This window comes from Ferrimonas senticii DSM 18821, from assembly GCF_000422665.1.
Lineage (GTDB): Bacteria > Pseudomonadota > Gammaproteobacteria > Enterobacterales > Shewanellaceae > Ferrimonas > Ferrimonas senticii.
In genome coordinates this window covers 263,077-282,076 of record NZ_AUGM01000001.1, presented here as the reverse complement: position 1 = coordinate 282,076, position 19,000 = coordinate 263,077, and the positions used below count along the sequence as shown (strand labels likewise).

The following is a 19,000-nucleotide window of genomic DNA, read 5'->3' as shown; positions in this document are numbered from 1 at the left end:
CGACGTTCTGTTGGTGGTGACAATTGCCCCTTAGGGCTGCTGCTCAACGTCGATGCGGTTGTCATCGAACTGATGTTTCTGCTGGGCTTTGCTCAGATGAATAATCTCGCCGTCGCGATTGATGGTTAGGTGATCTTGGTTGTCACCGTATTTGGCTTGCCACAGCATCAGCGCCTGCATCGCGTTTTCGCGCTGCTTTTCCGTTAACAAACTGCCATCTGGCCATTTACCGGTTTCCACCCCATCCTGCAGGCGCTGCAGCACCTCAGGGGTAAGACTGTCGATCATCTGCTGCAATTCCATTAGCGGCCTCTTTTATTCAATACGATACGAATACGGGTGACCAGGTAAAACACAAAACCCAGCGCCATCGAGCCAATACCAACTGGCTGGCGCCAATTATCTTGCGGCGCCCCGCCCCACCACCAAATGGCAAAGCCCGCCACGAACAACAGCAACGCCACAAAACTGTGATTCATTAACTGTTGTTGAGTCTTAATGGCTCGAATGCGCGCAGCCTGCGCCTGTTTTTCTGGATCATCAGAGATAGAAAAACCGCAATGCGGGCACGCCCCGGCCCGACTGGATATTTTTTTGCCGCAAGCTGCGCAGTGGATCAGCGCCATGAGTCTCTCCTTCTCTGTTACCGCTTCACTATACGTTGCCGCCAAATCCAGAACAAAAAAATCCAGCCACTTGGCTGGATTTTTGGTTCAAAAGCTGCGGAATTATGGCAGCACAACGCTGGTTACATTCAGCATCTTCTGCATCACCTGCACAACCTGACAGCTGTAGCCAAATTCGTTGTCGTACCACACGTACAGTACTGCACGGTCACCATCAACGATGGTCGCTTGCGAATCGACGATACCGGCAAAACGGCTGCCAACCAGATCGCTGGATACCACTTCAGTGGAAGCGGTGAAGTCGATTTGGTTTTGCAGATCAGAGAACAGTGCGGTTTGACGCAGGTACTCATTCATCTCTTCGCGAGTGGTTTCTTGCGCCAAATTCAGGTTCATGATCGCCATCGATACGTTCGGAGTTGGCACTCGAATCGCGTTGCCGGTCAGTTTGCCTTTCAGTGCAGGGAACGCCTTAGCAACCGCTTTGGCCGCACCGGTTGAGGTCAGCACCATGTTCAGCGGTGCGCTGCGACCACGACGCTCGGCGCTGTGGTAGTTATCGATCAGGTTTTGATCGTTGGTGTAGGAGTGCACGGTTTCAACGTGACCGTTGTTGATGCCGAACTTATCGTAAACCGCTTTCAGAACCGGGGTGATAGCGTTGGTGGTGCAAGAGGCCGCCGACAGGATCACGTCGGACTCTTCCACGTCGTTGTGGTTAACACCATACACCACGTTTTTGATGTCGCCGGAAGCTGGTGCAGTCAGCAGCACTTTGGACGCGCCTTTGGACTTCAAGTGCAGACCTAAGCCCGCTTCATCTTTCCAAATACCGGTGTTATCAACCACCAGCGCATCGTTGATGCCGTACTGGGTGTAATCGATTTCATCGGGTGAGTTGGCGTAGATCACCTGAATGTAGGTGCCGTTGGCGATGATGGCGTTGTTCTCTTCATCCACTTCGATGGAACCGTTAAACGGACCGTGGATGGAATCGCGACGCAGCAAGCTGGCGCGTTTTTCCAGATCGCCATCACGACCACCACGCACCACGATGGCACGCAGACGCATAGTGTTAGAAACGCCGGTGCGCTCAATCAGCAGACGTGCCAGCAAACGACCAATGCGACCGAAACCGTACAGCACCACGTCGCGCTGTTCCATATCTTTGCCAACCGCTGGCGCCAGTTGCTCGGCCATGTAAGCATCAATTTCTGATGCGTCACTGTGGTTGCGCCAGTAGTTGATCGCCAGCTTGCCAATGTCCACTTTGGCGTGCTTCACATTCAAGCGACCCAGCGCTTCAACGAATGGGAAGCTTTCACGCAGACGCAATTTGTCACCTTCATACTTAGCCACCAGACGGTGCGCTTTAGTGATATCGATAGTTGACGCGTTAAGCAGTGGGCGGCCGTAGATCAGTACTTCAACGCCTTGGTTGCGGTACAGTTTGCCAATGATGGGTTGCATCGCCTCGGCCAGCTCAAATCGTTCTTGCCAACTCTGAAGGTGTTTATCAGCGGTCATTATGCGCAGTTCCTACACTTGGGACCATGTGGCTTTCAAACATGGTCACATCCAATAGGTGAGATAGATTGTATTCGCTGCCGACCTTATCCATGACGGCAGCTGAAAGCGCCGCTATTCTACAGAAAAGTAATCTGTAGTTTCCAGCCAGCATCAACGACTCAATCTGTTGCAAAACAACAGTTTGAGCCGCTAAATTTGGCTTGAATGGTAATTTTATTTCATGAAAATCGTGCTGCTACTGGCGATAACTGTGACCATCTTAACTGGCTGCGACCGAACCCTAAACATCAACGAGATCTGTGCCAAACACCCCGCCCTCTGCGTTGAATTGCAGCAGAACGATCTTTGCCTGCGCGCCCGCTCTGACTTAATCCACGGCCGCCATAACTATCAGCAAAACCCGACAGTCGAGCTGCAATATCAGCTGCTATTGGATGCCGAGCGCTACCACGGCTGTATGGACAACGCCGCGCAAATGGTCGACCGCGATCACGCCACCGCCGAACAACGCAACCGCGGCCACTGGTTCCAGCAAGCGCACCAACTACTGCAACAATTAAAAGCAGAAACCCGCGACAACCCCTCGCCATTGCTTAGTTTGTACCACTGGCTTCGAGATAAAGACCGCGCGGCGCTCGCCCGCTTTTTAGCTGCCGAGCAGCAAGGCGCTATCAGCGGCAAAGCGGCCCTAACCCTTACCGCGAACTACTTCATCGACAGCGATCCCAACAAAGCACTGCACTACTTAACCCAGTTGATGGACAGGCAAGTGATTGATCCAAAATACGATAGACACATTTTGGAACTGGCGGTTAGCAGCCATCAACGCTTGGGACAGAATCAGCAGGCATTGTTGTTTGCACTTATTATCAATGACGATATTGACCAGCGAGCACTGGCGCAACACTACGCCATCAGCACCGATGTGATGGCCGCCATCGCCAGTCAAGCGGCTGAAGTAAAAACATTACTGATTGCTGGCGAATTCGACGCTAAGAGCTGGAAGTTGTAACTCAATTTCAATGAAAAAATTTGTGAAGCAGCTGTGCAAATTTGTTCACTGGGATCTGGTCAGCGTGGCCAGCAGATTGTTCTAGGGTTACTGTCTTGCGAAGCAAGTTAGAATTGTTGTTTTTTATCAATCAAAAGCCCGCTTAAGTCCTTGACTGAGGCGCTCTTTATTGTAATTTTACTACACAAACATCAGATCCAAAGGGATGATCACCATGATTAAAGTCGCGATTAACGGTTACGGGCGTATTGGCCGCAATATTGTGCGAGCTCTGTATGAAAGCGAGAAGGATTACCCAATCCAGATCGTGGCCATTAACGATCTGGGCGATGCCGCCATCAATGCACACTTGACCAAGTACGATTCGGTCCATGGCCGCTTCAACGCTAAAGTTGAGCACGAGCAAGGTGCCATCACCATCAATGGCGACCGCATTCAGACCTTCTCTGAACGTGATCCGGCGGCGCTGCCGTGGGCCGACTTAGGTGTTGATGTGGTATTTGAATGTACCGGCATTTTCACCACCAAAGAGTCCGCTTCTAAGCATATCCATGCCGGCGCTAAGAAAGTGATCATCTCTGCCCCTGGTAAAGACGTTGATGCCACCGTGGTTTACGGGGTTAACCACGACGTGATTACCAGCGACATGACCGTTATCTCTAACGCGTCCTGCACCACCAACTGTTTGGCGCCATTTGCCAAACCATTGCACGATGCCATCGGCATTGAATCTGGCCTGATGACCACCGTTCACGCCTACACTAACGATCAACGTTTGTCTGATGTTTACCACAGCGATCTGCGCCGTGCTCGTGCCGCAGCGGTAAACATGATCCCAACCAAAACCGGTGCCGCTGCTGCAGTTGGCTTGGTGATCCCTGAACTGGCTGGCAAGTTGGACGGCGGCGCGGTTCGCGTTCCAACCGTTAACGTATCACTAGTGGACTTGTCGTTTATTGCCGGTCGCGATACCACGGTTGAAGAAGTAAACCAGATCATCGAAAACGCCTGTGCCTCTGGTCCAATGGCTGAAGTGTTGGCGGTAAACCACGAGCCGCTGGTATCCATCGACTTTAACCACAGCCCAATGTCTTCCACTTTCGATGCCACTCAGACTCGCGTTGCCGGTCGTCTGGTGAAGGTGATGGCATGGTACGACAACGAGTGGGGTTTCTCTAACCGCATGCTCGACAACGCTGTGGTGTTGATGACCGCTAAATAATTCCTTTAGCAATTAGTAATAAACAAGCGCCGCTGGGAATCCCCAGCGGCGCTTTCGTTTGTCTGCTGCTGGTTACAGGTTAAGTGTCAGCCACAGCATATCTTGATGCTGAATGCCGGACTCCCAGATAGGCTCGGGGTAATTCTCGATAAAGTGATTTTTCAATACTTTATCTACCCTAAAACCGTGCCGCTGATAAAACGTCAATTGATGGCCAAATGTGCCAGTTCCCAGCTCAATCCGTTGACAGCCCTGCTGGCGCAAACTGGCGATCACAAACCGCAACAGCATCGCGCCAATGCCTTGCTGCTGATACGAAGGCGACACCGCGATATTTATCAGCTCGGCACTGGTGGTCGTTAATGGCACCGACACCGCTACCGCAACGGTCTCGCCGTTCAGAGCCACCCCATAACCTTGACCTCGGCTCAGATAACTGTTGATGTGTGCCACATCAGGATCCGCCTCTAACAGCAGTGCCAACGGCAACTCGGTGGCGGCAACGGCAAAACAGTGCAAGTTGTTCTTGTTCACTATTGGTTCCAACTAAAAAGCCTCGCAATAGCGAGGCTTAAACGTGCAAGCGACTTTAGGCAACAGCTTGCTGCGACAGCTCGGTAATGCGGGCCCAATCGCCCTGCTCTACTGCATCGGTTGGTGCCACCCAACTGCCACCAACACACTTAACGTTACTAAGCGCCAGATAGTCTTGATAGTTGCTCAGGCTAATGCCGCCGGTTGGACAGAAGGTCAAACCGGCCATTGGCCCAGACATCGATTTAAGTGCTTGCACACCGCCGTTGGATTCGGCGGGGAAGAACTTAACGTGGTCGTAGCCATGCTCCAATGCCACCATCATATCTGACACTGAGGCGACCCCTGGGATCAGTGGAATACTGCGGGCTTTGGCCGCTTGCAGCAGCGTCGGCGTGGTGCCAGGGCTGATGGCAAACTGAGCCCCAGCCTCGATCACTTGCTCCAACTGCGCCGTATTCAGCACGGTTCCCGCCCCCACCAGCGCTTCAGGCACCGCTTGACGGATAGCGCGGATCGCCTCCACTGCGCAATCGGTACGCAAAGTCACTTCCAAAATACCAATGCCACCGGCAACTAACGCCTTGGCCAACGGTACCGCTTGCTCCAGTTGGTTGATCACCATCACCGGCACTACTTTGCTGCGGGAGAACACCTCGGCGGGTTGCATTTGCCAGAGTTCGCTCATCATTAATCCTTATTTAAGTAGAGCCGATGCCCCGATACCAGGGCTTGCTAACAGAGTTCTAAACCGGGCGAACAGATCGCGCCCAGTACCAAAATCGTTGCCGGTCAGATCCGGCTGCTGTACCTGACGCCCAGCCAAAGTGGCCTCGTCAACCAGCAAAGTGAGTTCACCAGTGGCCGCATCCACCCGGATCATATCGCCGTTAGCTACCTTAGCTAACAAACCGCCATTGAGTGCTTCTGGGCTCACGTGAATAGCCGCTGGCACTTTGCCAGAGGCCCCCGACATGCGGCCATCGGTAACCAATGCCACCTTGAAACCGCGGTCTTGCAATACCGCCAGTGGCGGCGTCAACTTGTGCAGTTCCGGCATGCCGTTGGCTTGTGGGCCTTGGTAACGCACCACCACCACGCAGTCTTTATCCAATTCACCGGCACGAAACGCGACGTCGAGGCTTTGCTGATCTTCAAACACCACCGCTGGCGCTTCTATAACGTGGTGTTCACTGGCCACCGCAGAGACTTTCATCACCGCGCTGCCAAGGTTGCCACTGAGCAGTTGCATGCCACCGGTCGCTTGGAAGGGGTTGTCGATTGGTCGCAGCACGGTTTCGTCGCCAGACACCTGTGGGCCATCGAGCCACTGCAACTCGCCATCAACCATCGTTGGCACTTTGCAGTACAGCTCCAGACCTTCACCAGCGACAGTCTGAACATCTTCATGCAGCAGGCCACCGGCGCGCAGCTGCGCAATCAGAAACGCCATGCCACCAGCTTGATGGAAGTGGTTAATGTCGGCTTGGCCATTCGGGTAGACTCGTGCCAGCAGCGGGGTCGCTTGCGATAGCTCGGCAAAATCTTGCCAATCGACAATCACCCCGGCTGCACGCGCCATCGCCACTAAGTGCATGGTCAGGTTGGTCGAACCACCGGTCGCCAACAGCGCGACGATACCATTGACCACCGACTTTTCGCTGTAGATGTCGGCCATCCGGCCAGTGCCCTGCTGCGCCAAACGACACACCTGTTTGGCGGCAGCATCGGTCAAGGCGCTGCGCAGCCCATCAAAGGGTGGTACAAACGAGGAGCCCGGCAACTGCAGTCCCATCGCTTCGATCACCAACTGATTGGAGTTGGCGGTGCCATAGAAGGTACAGGTGCCGGGGCTATGATATGAGGCCGATTCGGCTTCCAGCAACGCGTCGTCATCGACTTCGCCTTTGGCGTACTGCTGGCGTACCGCCGCTTTCTCTTTGTTCGGCAATCCCGATGCCATCGGCCCCGCTGGTACAAACACCGTTGGCAGATGGCCGAAGCTCAGCGCGCCCATGGTTAGTCCGGGTACGATCTTGTCGCAGATCCCAAGCAACAATGCGCCATCAAACATGTTATGAGATAAGCCCACCGCGGTCGCCATGGCGATCACTTCGCGGCTCATCAGACTTAGCTCCATCCCTGGCTGACCTTGAGTGACGCCATCGCACATCGCTGGCACGCCGCCAGCAACCTGCGCCACGCTGCCAGCGTCACGACACGCTTTTTTGATCTGCTCAGGGTAAGTGGCATAAGGCTGGTGCGCCGACAACATGTCGTTATAAGCGGTGATGATGCCGATGTTGGATTTATTCAGCTGCTTTAGATCGTACTTATCACTGCCGACACAACCCGCGAAACCGTGCGCCAAGTTGCTGCAGGACAGCTGGCCACGCAGCGGACCGTCAGCTTGCTGCTGATCCATGCGCGCCAAGTATTGCGCGCGACTGGCTTTGCTGCGTTCGATGATCCGCGCCGTCACCTTAGCGATAGTTGGATGAATCATTACTGTTCGCTCCAGTAGACGTCGACAGGGGTGCGATGTTGATCCAAGAAAGCACGGATCGGCATCTGCATCACATCGCGACTGGTCAGTGCCTGTTCTAACACCGCTTTTTTCTCTGCGCCGCTGATGTGCAGATAGATCTGGCGGGCGTTCAGCAGCGCTTTTAAGCTAAACGAGATCCGTTGATGCGGAGCCGTGGTTGGGTGTGCCGCCAGCAGCAATTCGTCTGTACTGAGGCCGTCGGCTAACTGTTCGCTGCAAGGGAACAACGATGCTGTATGGCCATCATTGCCCATCCCCAAGATCACCACATCGAACGGTTTTGCCATGTGCGAGATCTTTTCCAGCGCCATCCCAAGCCCCTGCTCAGGAGTCGCGTGCATGGTCACCAGCCCAGCAAAATGGGCCGAGGCCGCTTTATTGGTTAGCAGATGTTGCCGCACCAAACGTTCATTGCTTTCTGGATCATCTGCAGGCAACCAGCGGTCGTCGGCAAGGGTAACGGTCACTTCGGCCCACTCAATGCCAATTTCACTGAGTTTGCGAAACAGCGGCAGCGGCGTGCTGCCACCACTGACCACCAACGATGCCCGTCCACGGGCATCAATGGCGTCTTGTAATTGCGCAGCGATCTTTTGTGCCAGCGTATCAACCAGTGCCTGCGCACCAGTAAACGACTTAAATACTGGCATGGCGATTGTAGTCATCTCACTCCTCCCAAGAGCGTCCATCTCGAGTGATTAGGGCGACAGAGGCAACCGGCCCCCATGTTCCCGCAGGGTAATTTTTCGGGGCTTCTCCGGTGCGTTGCCACGCACCAATGATTGAATCAACCCAGATCCAAGCGTGCTCTACTTCGTCGCGGCGGACAAACAGCGCCTGATTGCCGAGCATGCACTCTAGCAACAGTCGTTCGTAGGCATCGGCGATACGCTCGGTTTTAAAGGTGTCGCTGAAAGACAGATCCAGTTTGGTGGTTTGCAAACGGGTAGTTTGATCCAGTCCCGGCACCTTATTCATCATCTGGATCTCAACCCCTTCATGAGGTTGCAGACGAATGGTTAGCTTGTTCGGTGGCAACTGGCGATAGCTGTCGCGATATAGGTTGTGTGGTGGGTTCTTGAACTGCACCACGATCTCCGAATGTTTGGTTGGCATGCGCTTACCGGTACGCAGGTAGAACGGCACGCCAGCCCAGCGCCAGTTGTCGATGTCTACGCGCAGCGCCACAAAGGTTTCGGTATTGGAACCGCTGTTGGCGTCTTCCTCTTCCAAGTAACCGGGTACTTGGCCGCCTTTGAGGTAGCCGCCGGTGTATTGACCACGCACTGTGGTGTCGTACACGTTTTCCTGATTGATAGGGCGCAGTGATTTGATCACCTTTACCTTTTCATCACGAATCGAATCGGCATTCAGATTGACCGGTGGATCCATCGCTACCAACGCCAGTACCTGCAACAGGTGGTTTTGCACCATGTCACGCATCTGCCCGGCTTGGTCAAAGTAACCCCAGCGACCTTCGATCCCGACCTCTTCGGCAACGGTGATCTGCACATGATCGATGGTGCGGTTATCCCACTTGGAGGCAAACAACGAGTTGGCAAAACGCAGCGCAATCAAGTTCTGCACTGTTTCTTTTCCAAGGTAGTGGTCGATGCGGTAGATCTGCGACTCTTGGAAGTATTCCGCCACCTGATCGTTGATCACCTGACTGGAGGCCAGATCGCTGCCGATTGGCTTCTCCAATACTACTCGGGTATTGGCTTTGATCAGTTGATTGGCTTTAAGGCAACGGCAGATATCACCGTAAATTGAAGGCGGAGTGGCGAAATAGTTCACCATCACATTGTCGGGGTTGAGCTTACTGGCTAACTCGGCATAACCGGCAGGGTTAACAAAGTCGGTGCCGAAGTAACACAAGCGGTCACTAAAGCGTTGCCAGCAGCCCTCATCCAACGGCTCTTTGACGAAAGTTTCTAACGATTCACGTACTGCCGCCAGATAATCCTCTTGGCTACCAGATTGGCGGGCGATGCCAACAATGCGTGTTGACTGATGTAACAGACCGGCGCGATCCAGTTGGTACATGGCTGGCAATAGCTTACGCCGCGCCAGGTCCCCCTTGGTGCCAAACAGCACGAAATCGCATGGGGTGTCGGTCATATCGGAAATTGATGCCACTGTCCTCTCCTTAAACGGATTACTTCAGCCACCGATGTAATTAAACTACATTTAAATGAAAAATTGGGTTCAAAGCAAGGGCTTAGCGATCAGATCCCTAGCAAACTTTCAGTTTTGTTTGTAATATGTTCGCACCTGTTACGTAGACCACATTCACGCTATTTCACTGCCACCAGTATAGCGTTTGCCAGTAGGCAAACACCTTGGTCAGCGTCAACTTACAGCGAGCCGAACCGCGATGAACACCATTGATAAGATCCAAAAGAATCTAGCCAACTTCAGTAAGTCTGAACGCAAAGTGGCCGAAGTCATTCTAGCTGAACCGCAGATCGCCATTCAGTCCAGTATCGCGACCCTAGCCAAGATGGCAGATGTCAGTGAACCGACGGTAAACCGCTTCTGCCGCCGCTTGGATACCAAGGGCTTTCCCGACTTTAAACTGCATCTAGCGCAGAGCTTGGCAAACGGTACGCCTTATGTATCACGCCATGTTGAGGCCAGCGATAGCCCTGAATCCTACACCGGCAAGATCTTCGAATCGTCAATGGCCGCGCTCGACTCCGCCAAGCAGTCGATTGATCCACAACTGGTAAACCGCGCGGTTGACCTGCTCACCCAAGCCAAACAGATCCACTTTTTTGGCTTAGGGGCATCGGCAGCCGTAGCGCACGATGCTCAGAACAAATTCTTCCGCTTCAACGTGCCAGTGATCTGCTTTGATGATCCGCTGATGATGCGAATGAGCTGCATCAACGCCGGTGAAGGCACCGTGATGGTGCTGATCTCGCACACTGGCCGCACGAAAGCGTTGGTTGAGATCGCGGCGCTGGCGCGGCAAAACGATGCCCACGTGATCGCCATCACCACTAAAGACAGTCCGTTGGCGCGAGAATCCTCTATCGCTCTGACCATGGACGTGCCTGAAGACACCGATTTGTATATGCCAATGGCCTCACGTTTGGCACAAATGGTGGCGATTGATGTGCTGGCCACCGGCTTCACCTTGCGTCGTGGCGCCCGTTTTCGTGACAACCTAAAGCGGGTTAAAGAAGCGCTGCGAGAGTCCCGCTATGAAAAAGTGTCTCTGTAAGCTATTCAATTGCTTATAACAAAATAACGGAATCGCACAGTAATTCACGCAAGCCCGGTCGTTTGTTAAACGCTCCGGGCTTTGTTTTGCCAACTAGACTATTTCGTTAGCTAATGATTGATTCAAATAGCGTCAACGTGCTGTAATAAAATTACATTATTGTTCAATAATATCAGTTGGTTTTGGAGACTTGGTTACGGCACCCAGCGTAAACTGTCCCAAAACTGACGCCTAATGGAGAGCCTCATGCTTCGACGCACCAAGATTGTCACTACCCTTGGACCTGCCACCGATCGCGACAACAACCTCGAAAAAATCATCCTTGCGGGCGCTAATGTGGTGCGGATGAACTTTTCTCACGGCAGCCCTGAAGACCACATTGAACGCGCTAAAACCGTGCGCGCCATCGCCGCTAAACACGGTAAGCATGTGGCAATTCTAGGGGATTTGCAGGGGCCAAAGATCCGCGTGTCCACCTTTAAAGAGGGTAAAATTATCCTCGCCATTGGTGACAGGTTTGTGCTTGATTCGAACTTGGCCAAAGGTGAAGGAGACCAACAACAAGTTGGTCTGGACTACAAAGAGTTGCCCAAAGACGTGGTCAGCGGCGACATTTTGATGTTGGACGATGGCCGTGTGCAGCTGCAGGTAGAACGAGTCGAAGGCGATCGCGTCCACACCGTGGTGACTGTCGGTGGCCCGCTGTCAAACAACAAAGGGATTAACAAGCTCGGTGGCGGCCTATCTGCCCCCGCGCTGACCGATAAAGACAAAGCCGACATCGTTACCGCGGCGCAGATGCAAGTGGAATATCTGGCGGTATCGTTCCCACGCACCGGTGCGGACATCGACTACGCCCGTAAACTGGCGCAAGAGGCCGGTCTAAACGCCGCCATCGTTGCCAAGGTGGAGCGCGCCGAAGCGGTTGCCACCGATGAGGCGATGGACGATGTGATCCGCGCCAGTGATGTAGTGATGGTTGCTCGGGGTGATTTGGGGGTCGAAATTGGCGATCCAGAACTCATTGGGGTTCAGAAAAAACTGATCTCCCGCTCACGCCAATTGAACACGGTGGTGATTACCGCTACCCAGATGATGGAGTCGATGATCACCTCGCCGATGCCAACCCGAGCCGAAGTGATGGATGTAGCTAACGCAGTGCTGGATGGCACCGATGCGGTGATGTTGTCGGCAGAAACCGCCGCCGGTGACTACCCAGAGGAAACCGTCAAAGCGATGGCCAAAGTGTGTTTGGGGGCAGAAAAACACCCCCTAGTTAGCAACTCACGCCATCGCATCGATACTAAGTTCTCTGGCACCGAAGAGACTATCGCCATGGCGACCATGTACGCCGCAAACCATCTGCCTGGGGTGGCGGCGATCATCGCGTTGACCGAATCCGGTACCACGCCAACCCTGATGAGCCGGATCACCTCACAACTGCCGATCATCGCGCTGTCGCGCCACGCCCGCTCGTTGGCAAAGATGGCACTGGTACGCGGCGTTAACCCGGTACAGTTTGATTCCACCGTGTTCAGCGCCGAAGAGTTAGTCCCAGCGGCATTGGAAGCGGTCAAGCAAACCGGCGCCATTAACAGCGGCGATCTGGTGATCATGACCAAAGGCGACGCCATGGAAACCGTTGGTGGCACCAACACCACCAAGATTTTGCTGGTGCCGTAATAAGCAGCAGCGATAAAAAGGGGGCGAACCAAATGGTTCGCCCCCTTTTTTCTGTCCGGATTTTAGTTAACCGTCTCCGCCGGTTTATGGCTAAAAGCTGCTGCACGTTGCAATCGCTCTGGGGTTAACTCCACCGAATTCAGTACCTCGGTTAAACTGCGCTTTGCCAAAAACGGCTCTAACTCGGCCAGCATTGACTGCCAGCCCTGTTCGTCCATCGACGCCAGCACCTTAGCGACGGCACTGGCATGCTGCTCTAAAGGCAGGTAGTTGTGATACATCAGTACCACCGCTTTGAGCATATTCAGGTAGGGGCCAATATCTGTGGTGGTGGATAGCGCATCAGAATCGATCCAGCCGATGGCGGCTTTGTTGATGCGGTTTTCCCGTATTAGTTCGGCGCGCAGCAACAGTTCAATATCGAAGGCAAAGCGGTTCTCGATACGGTCGTATAACAGCGGCTCCAACACCGAGGCGCGAAACGCTTTAAAACCACACTGCGTATCAACAAGGAAATGCAGTTGCGGCAACATCTGTTTCCAAAGATAGATAAACAGCTTTCCTCGTTCATTGCGAGTACCTTGCTTTAGCACCACCGATTGCGGTTCTCGGCGTGAGCCGCAAGCGATATCGCAGTGACCGGCGCAGATTGGCTGCATCAACAAACCCACTTGTCCCAGATGAGTCGACAGATCGGCATCGGTATAACAGACGACATGGTTAGCACTGCGATTGCGCCGTGTCGCCAGCCACATGCCATAGGCTATCGAGCCGCCTTTTTGGCTATCACGAGCCTGCTGCATCCCCGCGCACACCGGCAACTGTGCTTTGATGCCATCTTCGAGGTAATGCACCCGGATCCGCCGCGATAACCCCATTTGATTGATCATTTCACGTGCCATCGCACCACTGCCATCGGGACAACCGTCATCAACAATATCGATGTACCACTGGATGTTGTCGATGCCATCAAATAGCCATTGCAGTTGCGCCACTTTACGGCGCAAAAAATCCTCGCCATGTTGATGGTTAGCGGCAGATTGCATCCGCTGCGTTTCGCCGTACATCGCAAACACCACGGTGAGTTCCATCGGCACCGAAATGGCTTCGACACAACGGCGTGAGATCGCCAATTTAAGCCCTAATTGCAGCCCCAGATGATTCTGAAAACGGGGATCGGATTCCTTTTCTCGCAGATCAAACAGCGAAAAAGGTTGCTCTAGTAAGCTTTGGGCGATTGCCGTCAATGCCGAAAGATCGTCTGTGCAGGTCAAGTCGAGCTGACTTTCCAACGCCTTGTACTTATTAATGAGATGGTTAAGTGTACTTTCCATTACTGTAACCCCGTCATTCGTCCATAATTGACTAGTACCAACGCTAGGTTAAATTAATAATTTTCGCCAAGGATGACGCGCACTTGCCTACCAAAATAAAAAGTTGTCTAGTTGTGTTTTATCAACTAACGATTAGCGGCCATTTAATTGCTAACGATGTTATGGCATCGCAATCTGAATATTATAAACATGCCGCAGAGCGCGCTCCGAAATCGCAATTAAATATGACTAATCGGCAAGCCTATTCGCGTTCATCTCGGCAAACCAATTCGGTTAACAGCAGTGAACAACTTTGGAATGGGGTCTCCTCCTCTTTCGCCCTGCCCCTTGAACAACTATTTGAACAAGACACTCCGTGGTATCAAGGGCTTTCAGGTAACTTCGCCCTAAATTGGCCGCTACGAGCCAGCGAAATAAGTGCTGACCCTAATAACAACAGTGGCGGGATCGAAGGGATCAATAAAAACCTCTCAGCCACGATAAAATACAATCCCATCGGCAACTGGTTTGCTACGGTGACCTTGACCCACTATCTCGATGGCGCCCTCCAGCAGCCTTGGGAACCAGACTATACTTATGTTTTTGGCTACAATGATTGGCGACCGTACACTTTAAGTTTGGTTTACGCTAACTATGGTGGTAATCGTTTTAGCCCAGAATCTGGACAGCGCTCGACCTATTTCAACCGTGGCACTTGGTCACTCGGTTGGAAATTTCCTGTGGCAAAAGAATGGATTAACTGGGCATCCTTATTTGATGATGCGGCATTAGGTTGCCAACTAGATTATAACTTCACCCCTGAGTATTTTGATTCGGCCAGTAGCCAATATAAAAAAGGCCAACAAAGCGTTCAACTAGGCTGCAAATATACTATCACCGGCAATTGGTACATCAACTGGGCGTTGTTTTATTATCCCCAAAAGTCCCAAAAGCAACCTTGGAGCCCCGATTTTACCTATGGCTTTGGCTATTTCGATTGGCGGCCTGGTACCTTTACCTTGCAATATAACAACTACAGCGGTAACCGTTTCCCTTGGAATCCTGATTCACCAGGTACAGGGCGCTTCAAAGATGGTGCTTTGATGCTCGCTTGGTCCTGGGCTTTCTAGTGATTGCTCCGCCAGCGCCACGCAGTAGTGGCGTTGATCGGCGCTTAGGGTGATCCAGCGATTAATGGTGGCAAACCCCGGCGTCGAAACACGCAGCAGATATTGACCCTGTGGCAATGTCATACCTTGAGTAAAACGCTCACGCACATTGAGCACCTCAACTTTGGCGTATTGCGGCAATGTACTGACTTGCAGCGCAATCAGATCCGCTGATTGCGGCGCCGACCGCATCACCGACGCTGCAGCTGTCGTCGATGTAGATTGGCTGGTCAGTGCCAGCAACTGCATCTTTTGGGTTGCTAGTTGATTGGTTTGCAGATCAACCCGCTGCTGTAGCAGCTGCAATTGTCGCTCCAGTGCACTGAGCGATTGGATAGCATCCTTGTGTAGGTGCTGCAGCTGTTGCAACTCTGCCAATAACCGCTGCGATTCAGTATTAGGCGTCACTACAGCTTTGTCATCCAACTGCGCTACGGTCTGGATAAGTTGTTGTTGGGTGCGGCTAAGCCGCTGTAACTGCGCCAGCAAACGAGTTCGGTACTCAAAGCTAAACGGAGTGCTGCTGGCCTCGCCTAACTGCCACCACTGCAACAGCAATTCGGCATCTTGTTGCCAACTTGGTTCTGCCTCAAGCTGGGCCACGTGCTGCCAATGCTCTATCTGTTGCCACGCGGCCGAGCGCGACGCTTGCTGACGCTGCTGCTGGTCTTGGCGAAGTTGGCGCTGCTCAACCATCACCACTATCAGCCCAAGCAGCAGCACCAACAACATCCATGTGATTGGCCGTCGCCACAAGGCAACATCCTGTTGCGCCATATTATTACCTCTGCACTCCTTTGCCACTGCAAGTGTAGTGCGCTTGCCAACAAGCGGCGTGGTCGAGATGCGGTTAAGGGCAACAACGTCGATAATTTGCCGGATGAAATAACCTCAACTAGCGTTACAGATAACTCAGCCTGTTCAGCCTTTAGGAAACGGATTTCCAAATGAAAGTTTTGCTGATCGAAGACGCCCGTGACGTCCGTCAAGTTCTAAAAGCGTCCCTCAGTCGCTACGGTTACCAAGTTTTTGACGCCGAACACGGCGCTGCCGGTTTGCAGTTATTGCAACAACATCCAGACATACAACTGGTGGTATCGGACGTGCTGATGCCGGTGATGGATGGTCACGAACTGTGCCGCGTGTTGAAACAGAAAGATTTTGGCCGTTTTGTCTATCTGATTTTGCTCTCCTCTCGCGACCAAGAACAGGAGATCATCGAGGGCTTAGAGCTAGGCGCAGATGACTTTTTGGCAAAGCAATCGCCACTGGCTGAACTGAACGCAAGAATGGGCGTTGGTCGGCGCATTATCGAACTACACAACGAGCTTAACCGGCAAAATGAAAAGCTCAATCTCGCTTACGACCAGATCAAAAAAGATCTGATGGTCGCTGCCGAAATGCACAGCAATCTATTGCCAACCCAAAAGTCATTTCCAGGCAGTCGGTTCGCTTGGTTGTGCAACTGCTGTGCTTTTATGGGCGGTGACATGTTCGACTACCAGCGTATCGACGAGCATGTAGTGGCGTTTTATCTGTTGGATGTTTCCGGTCACGGGATCCCATCGGCGCTGCTGTCATTCACCTTGAAATACGCGCTTTCCCCCAGCCATAAAGGCGCAAGCCTGTTAAAACGCTATACCGACAATCCCCCCAATTATGAAATTTTGCAACCGGTTGAAGTGGTCGCCAAGCTCAACGAGCGCTTTATGGCGCCAGGCAGCAGCAGCCAATACTTCACCATGATCTACGGCCTATTGGACAGTCGCAGTGGCCGTGTCACCGTGTGTCAAGCTGGTCACCCAGGCTTACTGCACCAACAACATCATGGCGACACCATTGAACGAAGCTGCAATGGCTTCCCTGTCGGCATGTTACCCGATGTCGAGTACGAACAATTTGAGTTTCAAATGACGCCAGGGGATCGATTATTTCTATTTTCTGATGGTGTGACCGAATGCTTTAACCCCGCCAAAGAGGAATACGGCACGGAACGTCTGATCAAGGTTTTGCAACAACACAAGGCGATGAGCATTGATCAGCAAGTTACCGAGGTGGAACGACAACTGGTGAGTTGGAACCAAAGCAACCAATTCGATGATGACGTATCGCTGCTCGCAATTGAGTGGCATGGACAATAGAGAAGGACGCTTCAAATGGAATTAATGACGGAACGAGTCGACGACCGAGTTGTAGTGCAAGTACAAGAGGCTCGGCTTGATGCCGCCTCGGCACCTAAATTTAAAGCCGCTATTGAAGCGGTACTGCAAGAGGGCGAAAAACGCATCGTGCTGGATCTATCACAGGTCAACTTTATGGATTCCTCCGGACTTGGCGCCGTTGTCGCCGTGCTGAAACAGTTGAACGGCGGAGAAATTCGAGTCGTTGGCCTGCAAAAAGCGGTTAAAGAGTTGTTTCGGCTGACCCGCATGGATCGCATTTTCCAATGCCATGAAGACCTTGAAAGTGCCATGGCAAGTTAAGGATCAACGATGCGAGGTATGATCCTAGGGGCGGGTAAAGGCACCCGTGTGAAACCCATCACCTTTAACATTCCCAAGCCGATGATCCCAATCTTGCGGCGACCGCTGATGGAATCGATCATCTTGCAACTGCGCAAGTTCGGCATCAATGAGTTGGTGATCAATACCAGTTACTTGGCACCGGTGCTCGAAAACTACTTTCGTGACGGGCTGCAGTATGGGGTCGATCTTTGCTACTCATACGAAGGGCAAAAGGTTGATGGCAAGCTGGTTGGCAAAGCTTTGGGCAGTGCTGGAGGCCTAAAGAAAGTCCAAGATTACGCTCACTTTTTTGATGACACCTTTGTGGTGGTTTGCGGTGATGCGTGGTTTGACTTGGACTTTGCTAAAGCGGTGGAGTTTCATCGGCGCAAAGGCGGTCTCGCGACCATCATTACCAAAGAGATGCCGGATGAATCGCTAAAGCACTATGGTGTGGTGGCAGTCGACGATATGGATCGGGTCGTTGGTTTTCAGGAAAAACCACCAGCAAATCGCGCCTGTTCTAATCAGGTCAATACCGGCATCTATCTGTTTGAACCAGAGATATTTAATTTTATTCCGGCCAATACGGTCTGGGATATTGGCGCGGATCTATTTCCAGAACTGGTGCGACTTGGCATTCCCTTTTACGCCAAAACTTTTGATTTTCAGTGGCTTGACGTCGGAAATGTCAACGACATCTGGCAAGTTACCGCCGATATTTTACTGGGTAAGGTGCATGGTTACCCGATCCCTGGCAAAGAGGAAGCGCCAGGGGTGTTCGTTGGCATCAACTGCCAATTGGACTTAGAACGGTTGGATATTCAAGGGCCGGTCGTGATTGGCAACGGCACCCGCATTGAAACCGGCGCGGTATTACGGGGGCCGCTAGTCATTGGCCAGAACTGTTACATCCAAGCTGGTGCCACCTTAAAACACTCCATCTTGGATGATTACACCTTCGTCTCTGGCGCAGCCAATGTAGATCAACGCATTTTGCATGGCGAGCACTGCATCGACCACCAAGGCAACCACTTCACCTTAGAGCAGATCGGCGCCAAATGGATTTTACAAGACACCCGAGAGCGCTACGTACCCGACCAAATAAGCCGTGAGTTTCTCCGAGCCGCTTCTGGGGTTGGTGACGACAGCATGGTTCAGAGGAACTCATGATGAACAAGGAATTGCAACTCTGCGGCGAAGCCAATTATGAAACCGTGGCCTTAATAGCCAAAGCGGTATCAGGGATGTATCACCTGACTGCCCTGCCCGCCGTCGACATCGATATGGTCGAACTGGCGGTGGTTGAAATTGGCAACAATGCCGTTGAGCACGCCTACGAAGAGCGCGCTGGCCATCAACTGTGGGCCGGTTTTAAGTGCAATGACAATCGGGTCACCATCACCATCTCTGACTGTGGCAGTTCAATGCCCAAGGAGATTGTTGAGGAGTTGCAGCAGCGTGATATCCCCGAATTGGATCCGGACGATCCCAGTACCTGGAACACCAGCGGCCGTGGCTTTGGCATCATCAACCAAGTGATGGATGAAGTGCTCTATTACCAAGAAGATGGCAAAAATCACTTTCGGATGATTAAGCACGTTACGCCCTAAATTTCCCCAACGATGTC

Annotated in this window: 19 protein-coding genes; 9 read left to right on the top strand and 10 right to left on the bottom strand. The window is 52.6% G+C overall.

Annotation, left to right across the window (positions count from 1 at the left end):
- Nucleotides 1-30 precede the first annotated feature (30 nt).
- From G506_RS0101330 to G506_RS0101320, 3 genes are all read right to left on the bottom strand, one after another.
- Nucleotides 31-303, bottom strand: coding sequence for a YeaC family protein (locus G506_RS0101330; protein WP_028115303.1), 273 nt, complete (start codon nt 301-303; stop codon nt 31-33).
- A complete protein-coding gene (locus G506_RS0101325; protein ID WP_028115302.1) occupies nt 303-626 on the bottom strand; it encodes a hypothetical protein in 324 nt (107 codons plus the stop codon). The genes G506_RS0101330 and G506_RS0101325 overlap by 1 nt, the downstream gene beginning before the upstream one ends.
- 102 nt (nt 627-728) lie before the next feature.
- Nucleotides 729-2,153, bottom strand: coding sequence for a glyceraldehyde-3-phosphate dehydrogenase (locus tag G506_RS0101320; RefSeq protein ID WP_028115301.1), 1,425 nt, complete (start codon nt 2,151-2,153; stop codon nt 729-731).
- A 223-nt stretch (nt 2,154-2,376) separates the two neighbouring features.
- Between G506_RS0101320 and G506_RS0101315 the strand changes: the two genes are divergently transcribed.
- Both G506_RS0101315 and gap read left to right on the top strand, forming a co-directional pair.
- Nucleotides 2,377-3,168 (top strand): DUF2989 domain-containing protein, encoded by a 792-nt coding sequence (locus G506_RS0101315; protein ID WP_028115300.1) that lies wholly within the window; start codon nt 2,377-2,379, stop codon nt 3,166-3,168.
- Nucleotides 3,169-3,382: 214 nt separating this feature from the next.
- Nucleotides 3,383-4,390, top strand: coding sequence for a type I glyceraldehyde-3-phosphate dehydrogenase (gene gap, locus G506_RS0101310; protein ID WP_035386948.1), 1,008 nt, complete (start codon nt 3,383-3,385; stop codon nt 4,388-4,390).
- Nucleotides 4,391-4,462: 72 nt separating this feature from the next.
- Here gap and G506_RS0101305 read toward each other — a convergent pair whose 3' ends face one another.
- Genes G506_RS0101305 through zwf form a run of 5 tightly spaced genes read right to left on the bottom strand, consistent with a single transcriptional unit; the run spans nt 4,463 to nt 9,593 of the window.
- Nucleotides 4,463-4,924 carry a GNAT family N-acetyltransferase gene (locus G506_RS0101305; protein WP_240473367.1) on the bottom strand — a complete coding sequence of 154 codons (462 nt, stop codon included), beginning with the start codon at nt 4,922-4,924 and terminating at the stop codon, nt 4,463-4,465.
- Between the two features lie 55 nt (nt 4,925-4,979).
- Nucleotides 4,980-5,615 carry a bifunctional 4-hydroxy-2-oxoglutarate aldolase/2-dehydro-3-deoxy-phosphogluconate aldolase gene (locus G506_RS0101300; protein ID WP_028115297.1) on the bottom strand — a complete coding sequence of 212 codons (636 nt, stop codon included), beginning with the start codon at nt 5,613-5,615 and terminating at the stop codon, nt 4,980-4,982.
- Nucleotides 5,616-5,621: 6 nt separating this feature from the next.
- Nucleotides 5,622-7,427 (bottom strand): phosphogluconate dehydratase, encoded by a 1,806-nt coding sequence (edd, locus tag G506_RS0101295; protein ID WP_028115296.1) that lies wholly within the window; start codon nt 7,425-7,427, stop codon nt 5,622-5,624.
- A gap of 2 nt (nt 7,428-7,429) precedes the next feature.
- On the bottom strand, nt 7,430-8,137 hold the full coding sequence (pgl, locus tag G506_RS0101290; RefSeq protein WP_028115295.1) for a 6-phosphogluconolactonase: 708 nt from the start codon (nt 8,135-8,137) through the stop codon (nt 7,430-7,432).
- A gap of 1 nt (nt 8,138) precedes the next feature.
- Nucleotides 8,139-9,593, bottom strand: coding sequence for a glucose-6-phosphate dehydrogenase (gene zwf / locus G506_RS0101285; RefSeq protein ID WP_035386877.1), 1,455 nt, complete (start codon nt 9,591-9,593; stop codon nt 8,139-8,141).
- Between the two features lie 256 nt (nt 9,594-9,849).
- Here zwf and G506_RS0101280 point away from each other — a divergent pair, with 256 nt between their 5' ends.
- Both G506_RS0101280 and pyk read left to right on the top strand, forming a co-directional pair.
- Nucleotides 9,850-10,701 carry a MurR/RpiR family transcriptional regulator gene (locus tag G506_RS0101280; RefSeq protein WP_028115293.1) on the top strand — a complete coding sequence of 284 codons (852 nt, stop codon included), beginning with the start codon at nt 9,850-9,852 and terminating at the stop codon, nt 10,699-10,701.
- Nucleotides 10,702-10,947: 246 nt separating this feature from the next.
- Complete coding sequence (pyk, locus tag G506_RS0101275; protein WP_028115292.1) at nt 10,948-12,384, top strand: pyruvate kinase; 1,437 nt, start codon at nt 10,948-10,950, stop codon at nt 12,382-12,384.
- 62 nt (nt 12,385-12,446) lie between these two features.
- Here the strand turns inward: pyk and G506_RS0101270 are convergent, their stop codons facing one another.
- Complete coding sequence (locus tag G506_RS0101270; protein WP_028115291.1) at nt 12,447-13,718, bottom strand: glycosyltransferase family protein; 1,272 nt, start codon at nt 13,716-13,718, stop codon at nt 12,447-12,449.
- Nucleotides 13,719-13,801: 83 nt separating this feature from the next.
- On the opposite strand from G506_RS0101270, the gene G506_RS0101265 reads away from it, so the two are divergent.
- A complete protein-coding gene (locus G506_RS0101265; protein WP_028115290.1) occupies nt 13,802-14,827 on the top strand; it encodes a hypothetical protein in 1,026 nt (341 codons plus the stop codon).
- On the opposite strand, the gene G506_RS0101260 is transcribed toward G506_RS0101265, so the two are convergent.
- Nucleotides 14,765-15,643 carry a carboxypeptidase-like regulatory domain-containing protein gene (locus G506_RS0101260; protein WP_028115289.1) on the bottom strand — a complete coding sequence of 293 codons (879 nt, stop codon included), beginning with the start codon at nt 15,641-15,643 and terminating at the stop codon, nt 14,765-14,767. The genes G506_RS0101265 and G506_RS0101260 overlap by 63 nt on opposite strands.
- A 170-nt stretch (nt 15,644-15,813) precedes the next feature.
- Here G506_RS0101260 and G506_RS0101255 point away from each other — a divergent pair, with 170 nt between their 5' ends.
- Genes G506_RS0101255 through G506_RS20245 form a run of 4 tightly spaced genes read left to right on the top strand, consistent with a single transcriptional unit; the run spans nt 15,814 to nt 18,983 of the window.
- On the top strand, nt 15,814-17,007 hold the full coding sequence (locus tag G506_RS0101255) for a PP2C family protein-serine/threonine phosphatase (protein ID WP_028115288.1): 1,194 nt from the start codon (nt 15,814-15,816) through the stop codon (nt 17,005-17,007).
- A 15-nt stretch (nt 17,008-17,022) separates the two neighbouring features.
- Entirely contained in the window at nt 17,023-17,349 is a 327-nt protein-coding gene (locus tag G506_RS0101250) for an STAS domain-containing protein (protein WP_051201802.1), read from the top strand.
- A gap of 9 nt (nt 17,350-17,358) precedes the next feature.
- Nucleotides 17,359-18,543, top strand: coding sequence for a nucleotidyltransferase family protein (locus tag G506_RS0101245; protein WP_028115286.1), 1,185 nt, complete (start codon nt 17,359-17,361; stop codon nt 18,541-18,543).
- Nucleotides 18,543-18,983, top strand: a complete 441-nt coding sequence (locus G506_RS20245; RefSeq protein ID WP_051201801.1) for an ATP-binding protein — start codon at nt 18,543-18,545, stop codon at nt 18,981-18,983. Before G506_RS0101245 ends, G506_RS20245 begins: the two co-directional genes overlap by 1 nt.
- The last annotated feature ends 17 nt before the right edge of the window (nt 18,984-19,000 follow it).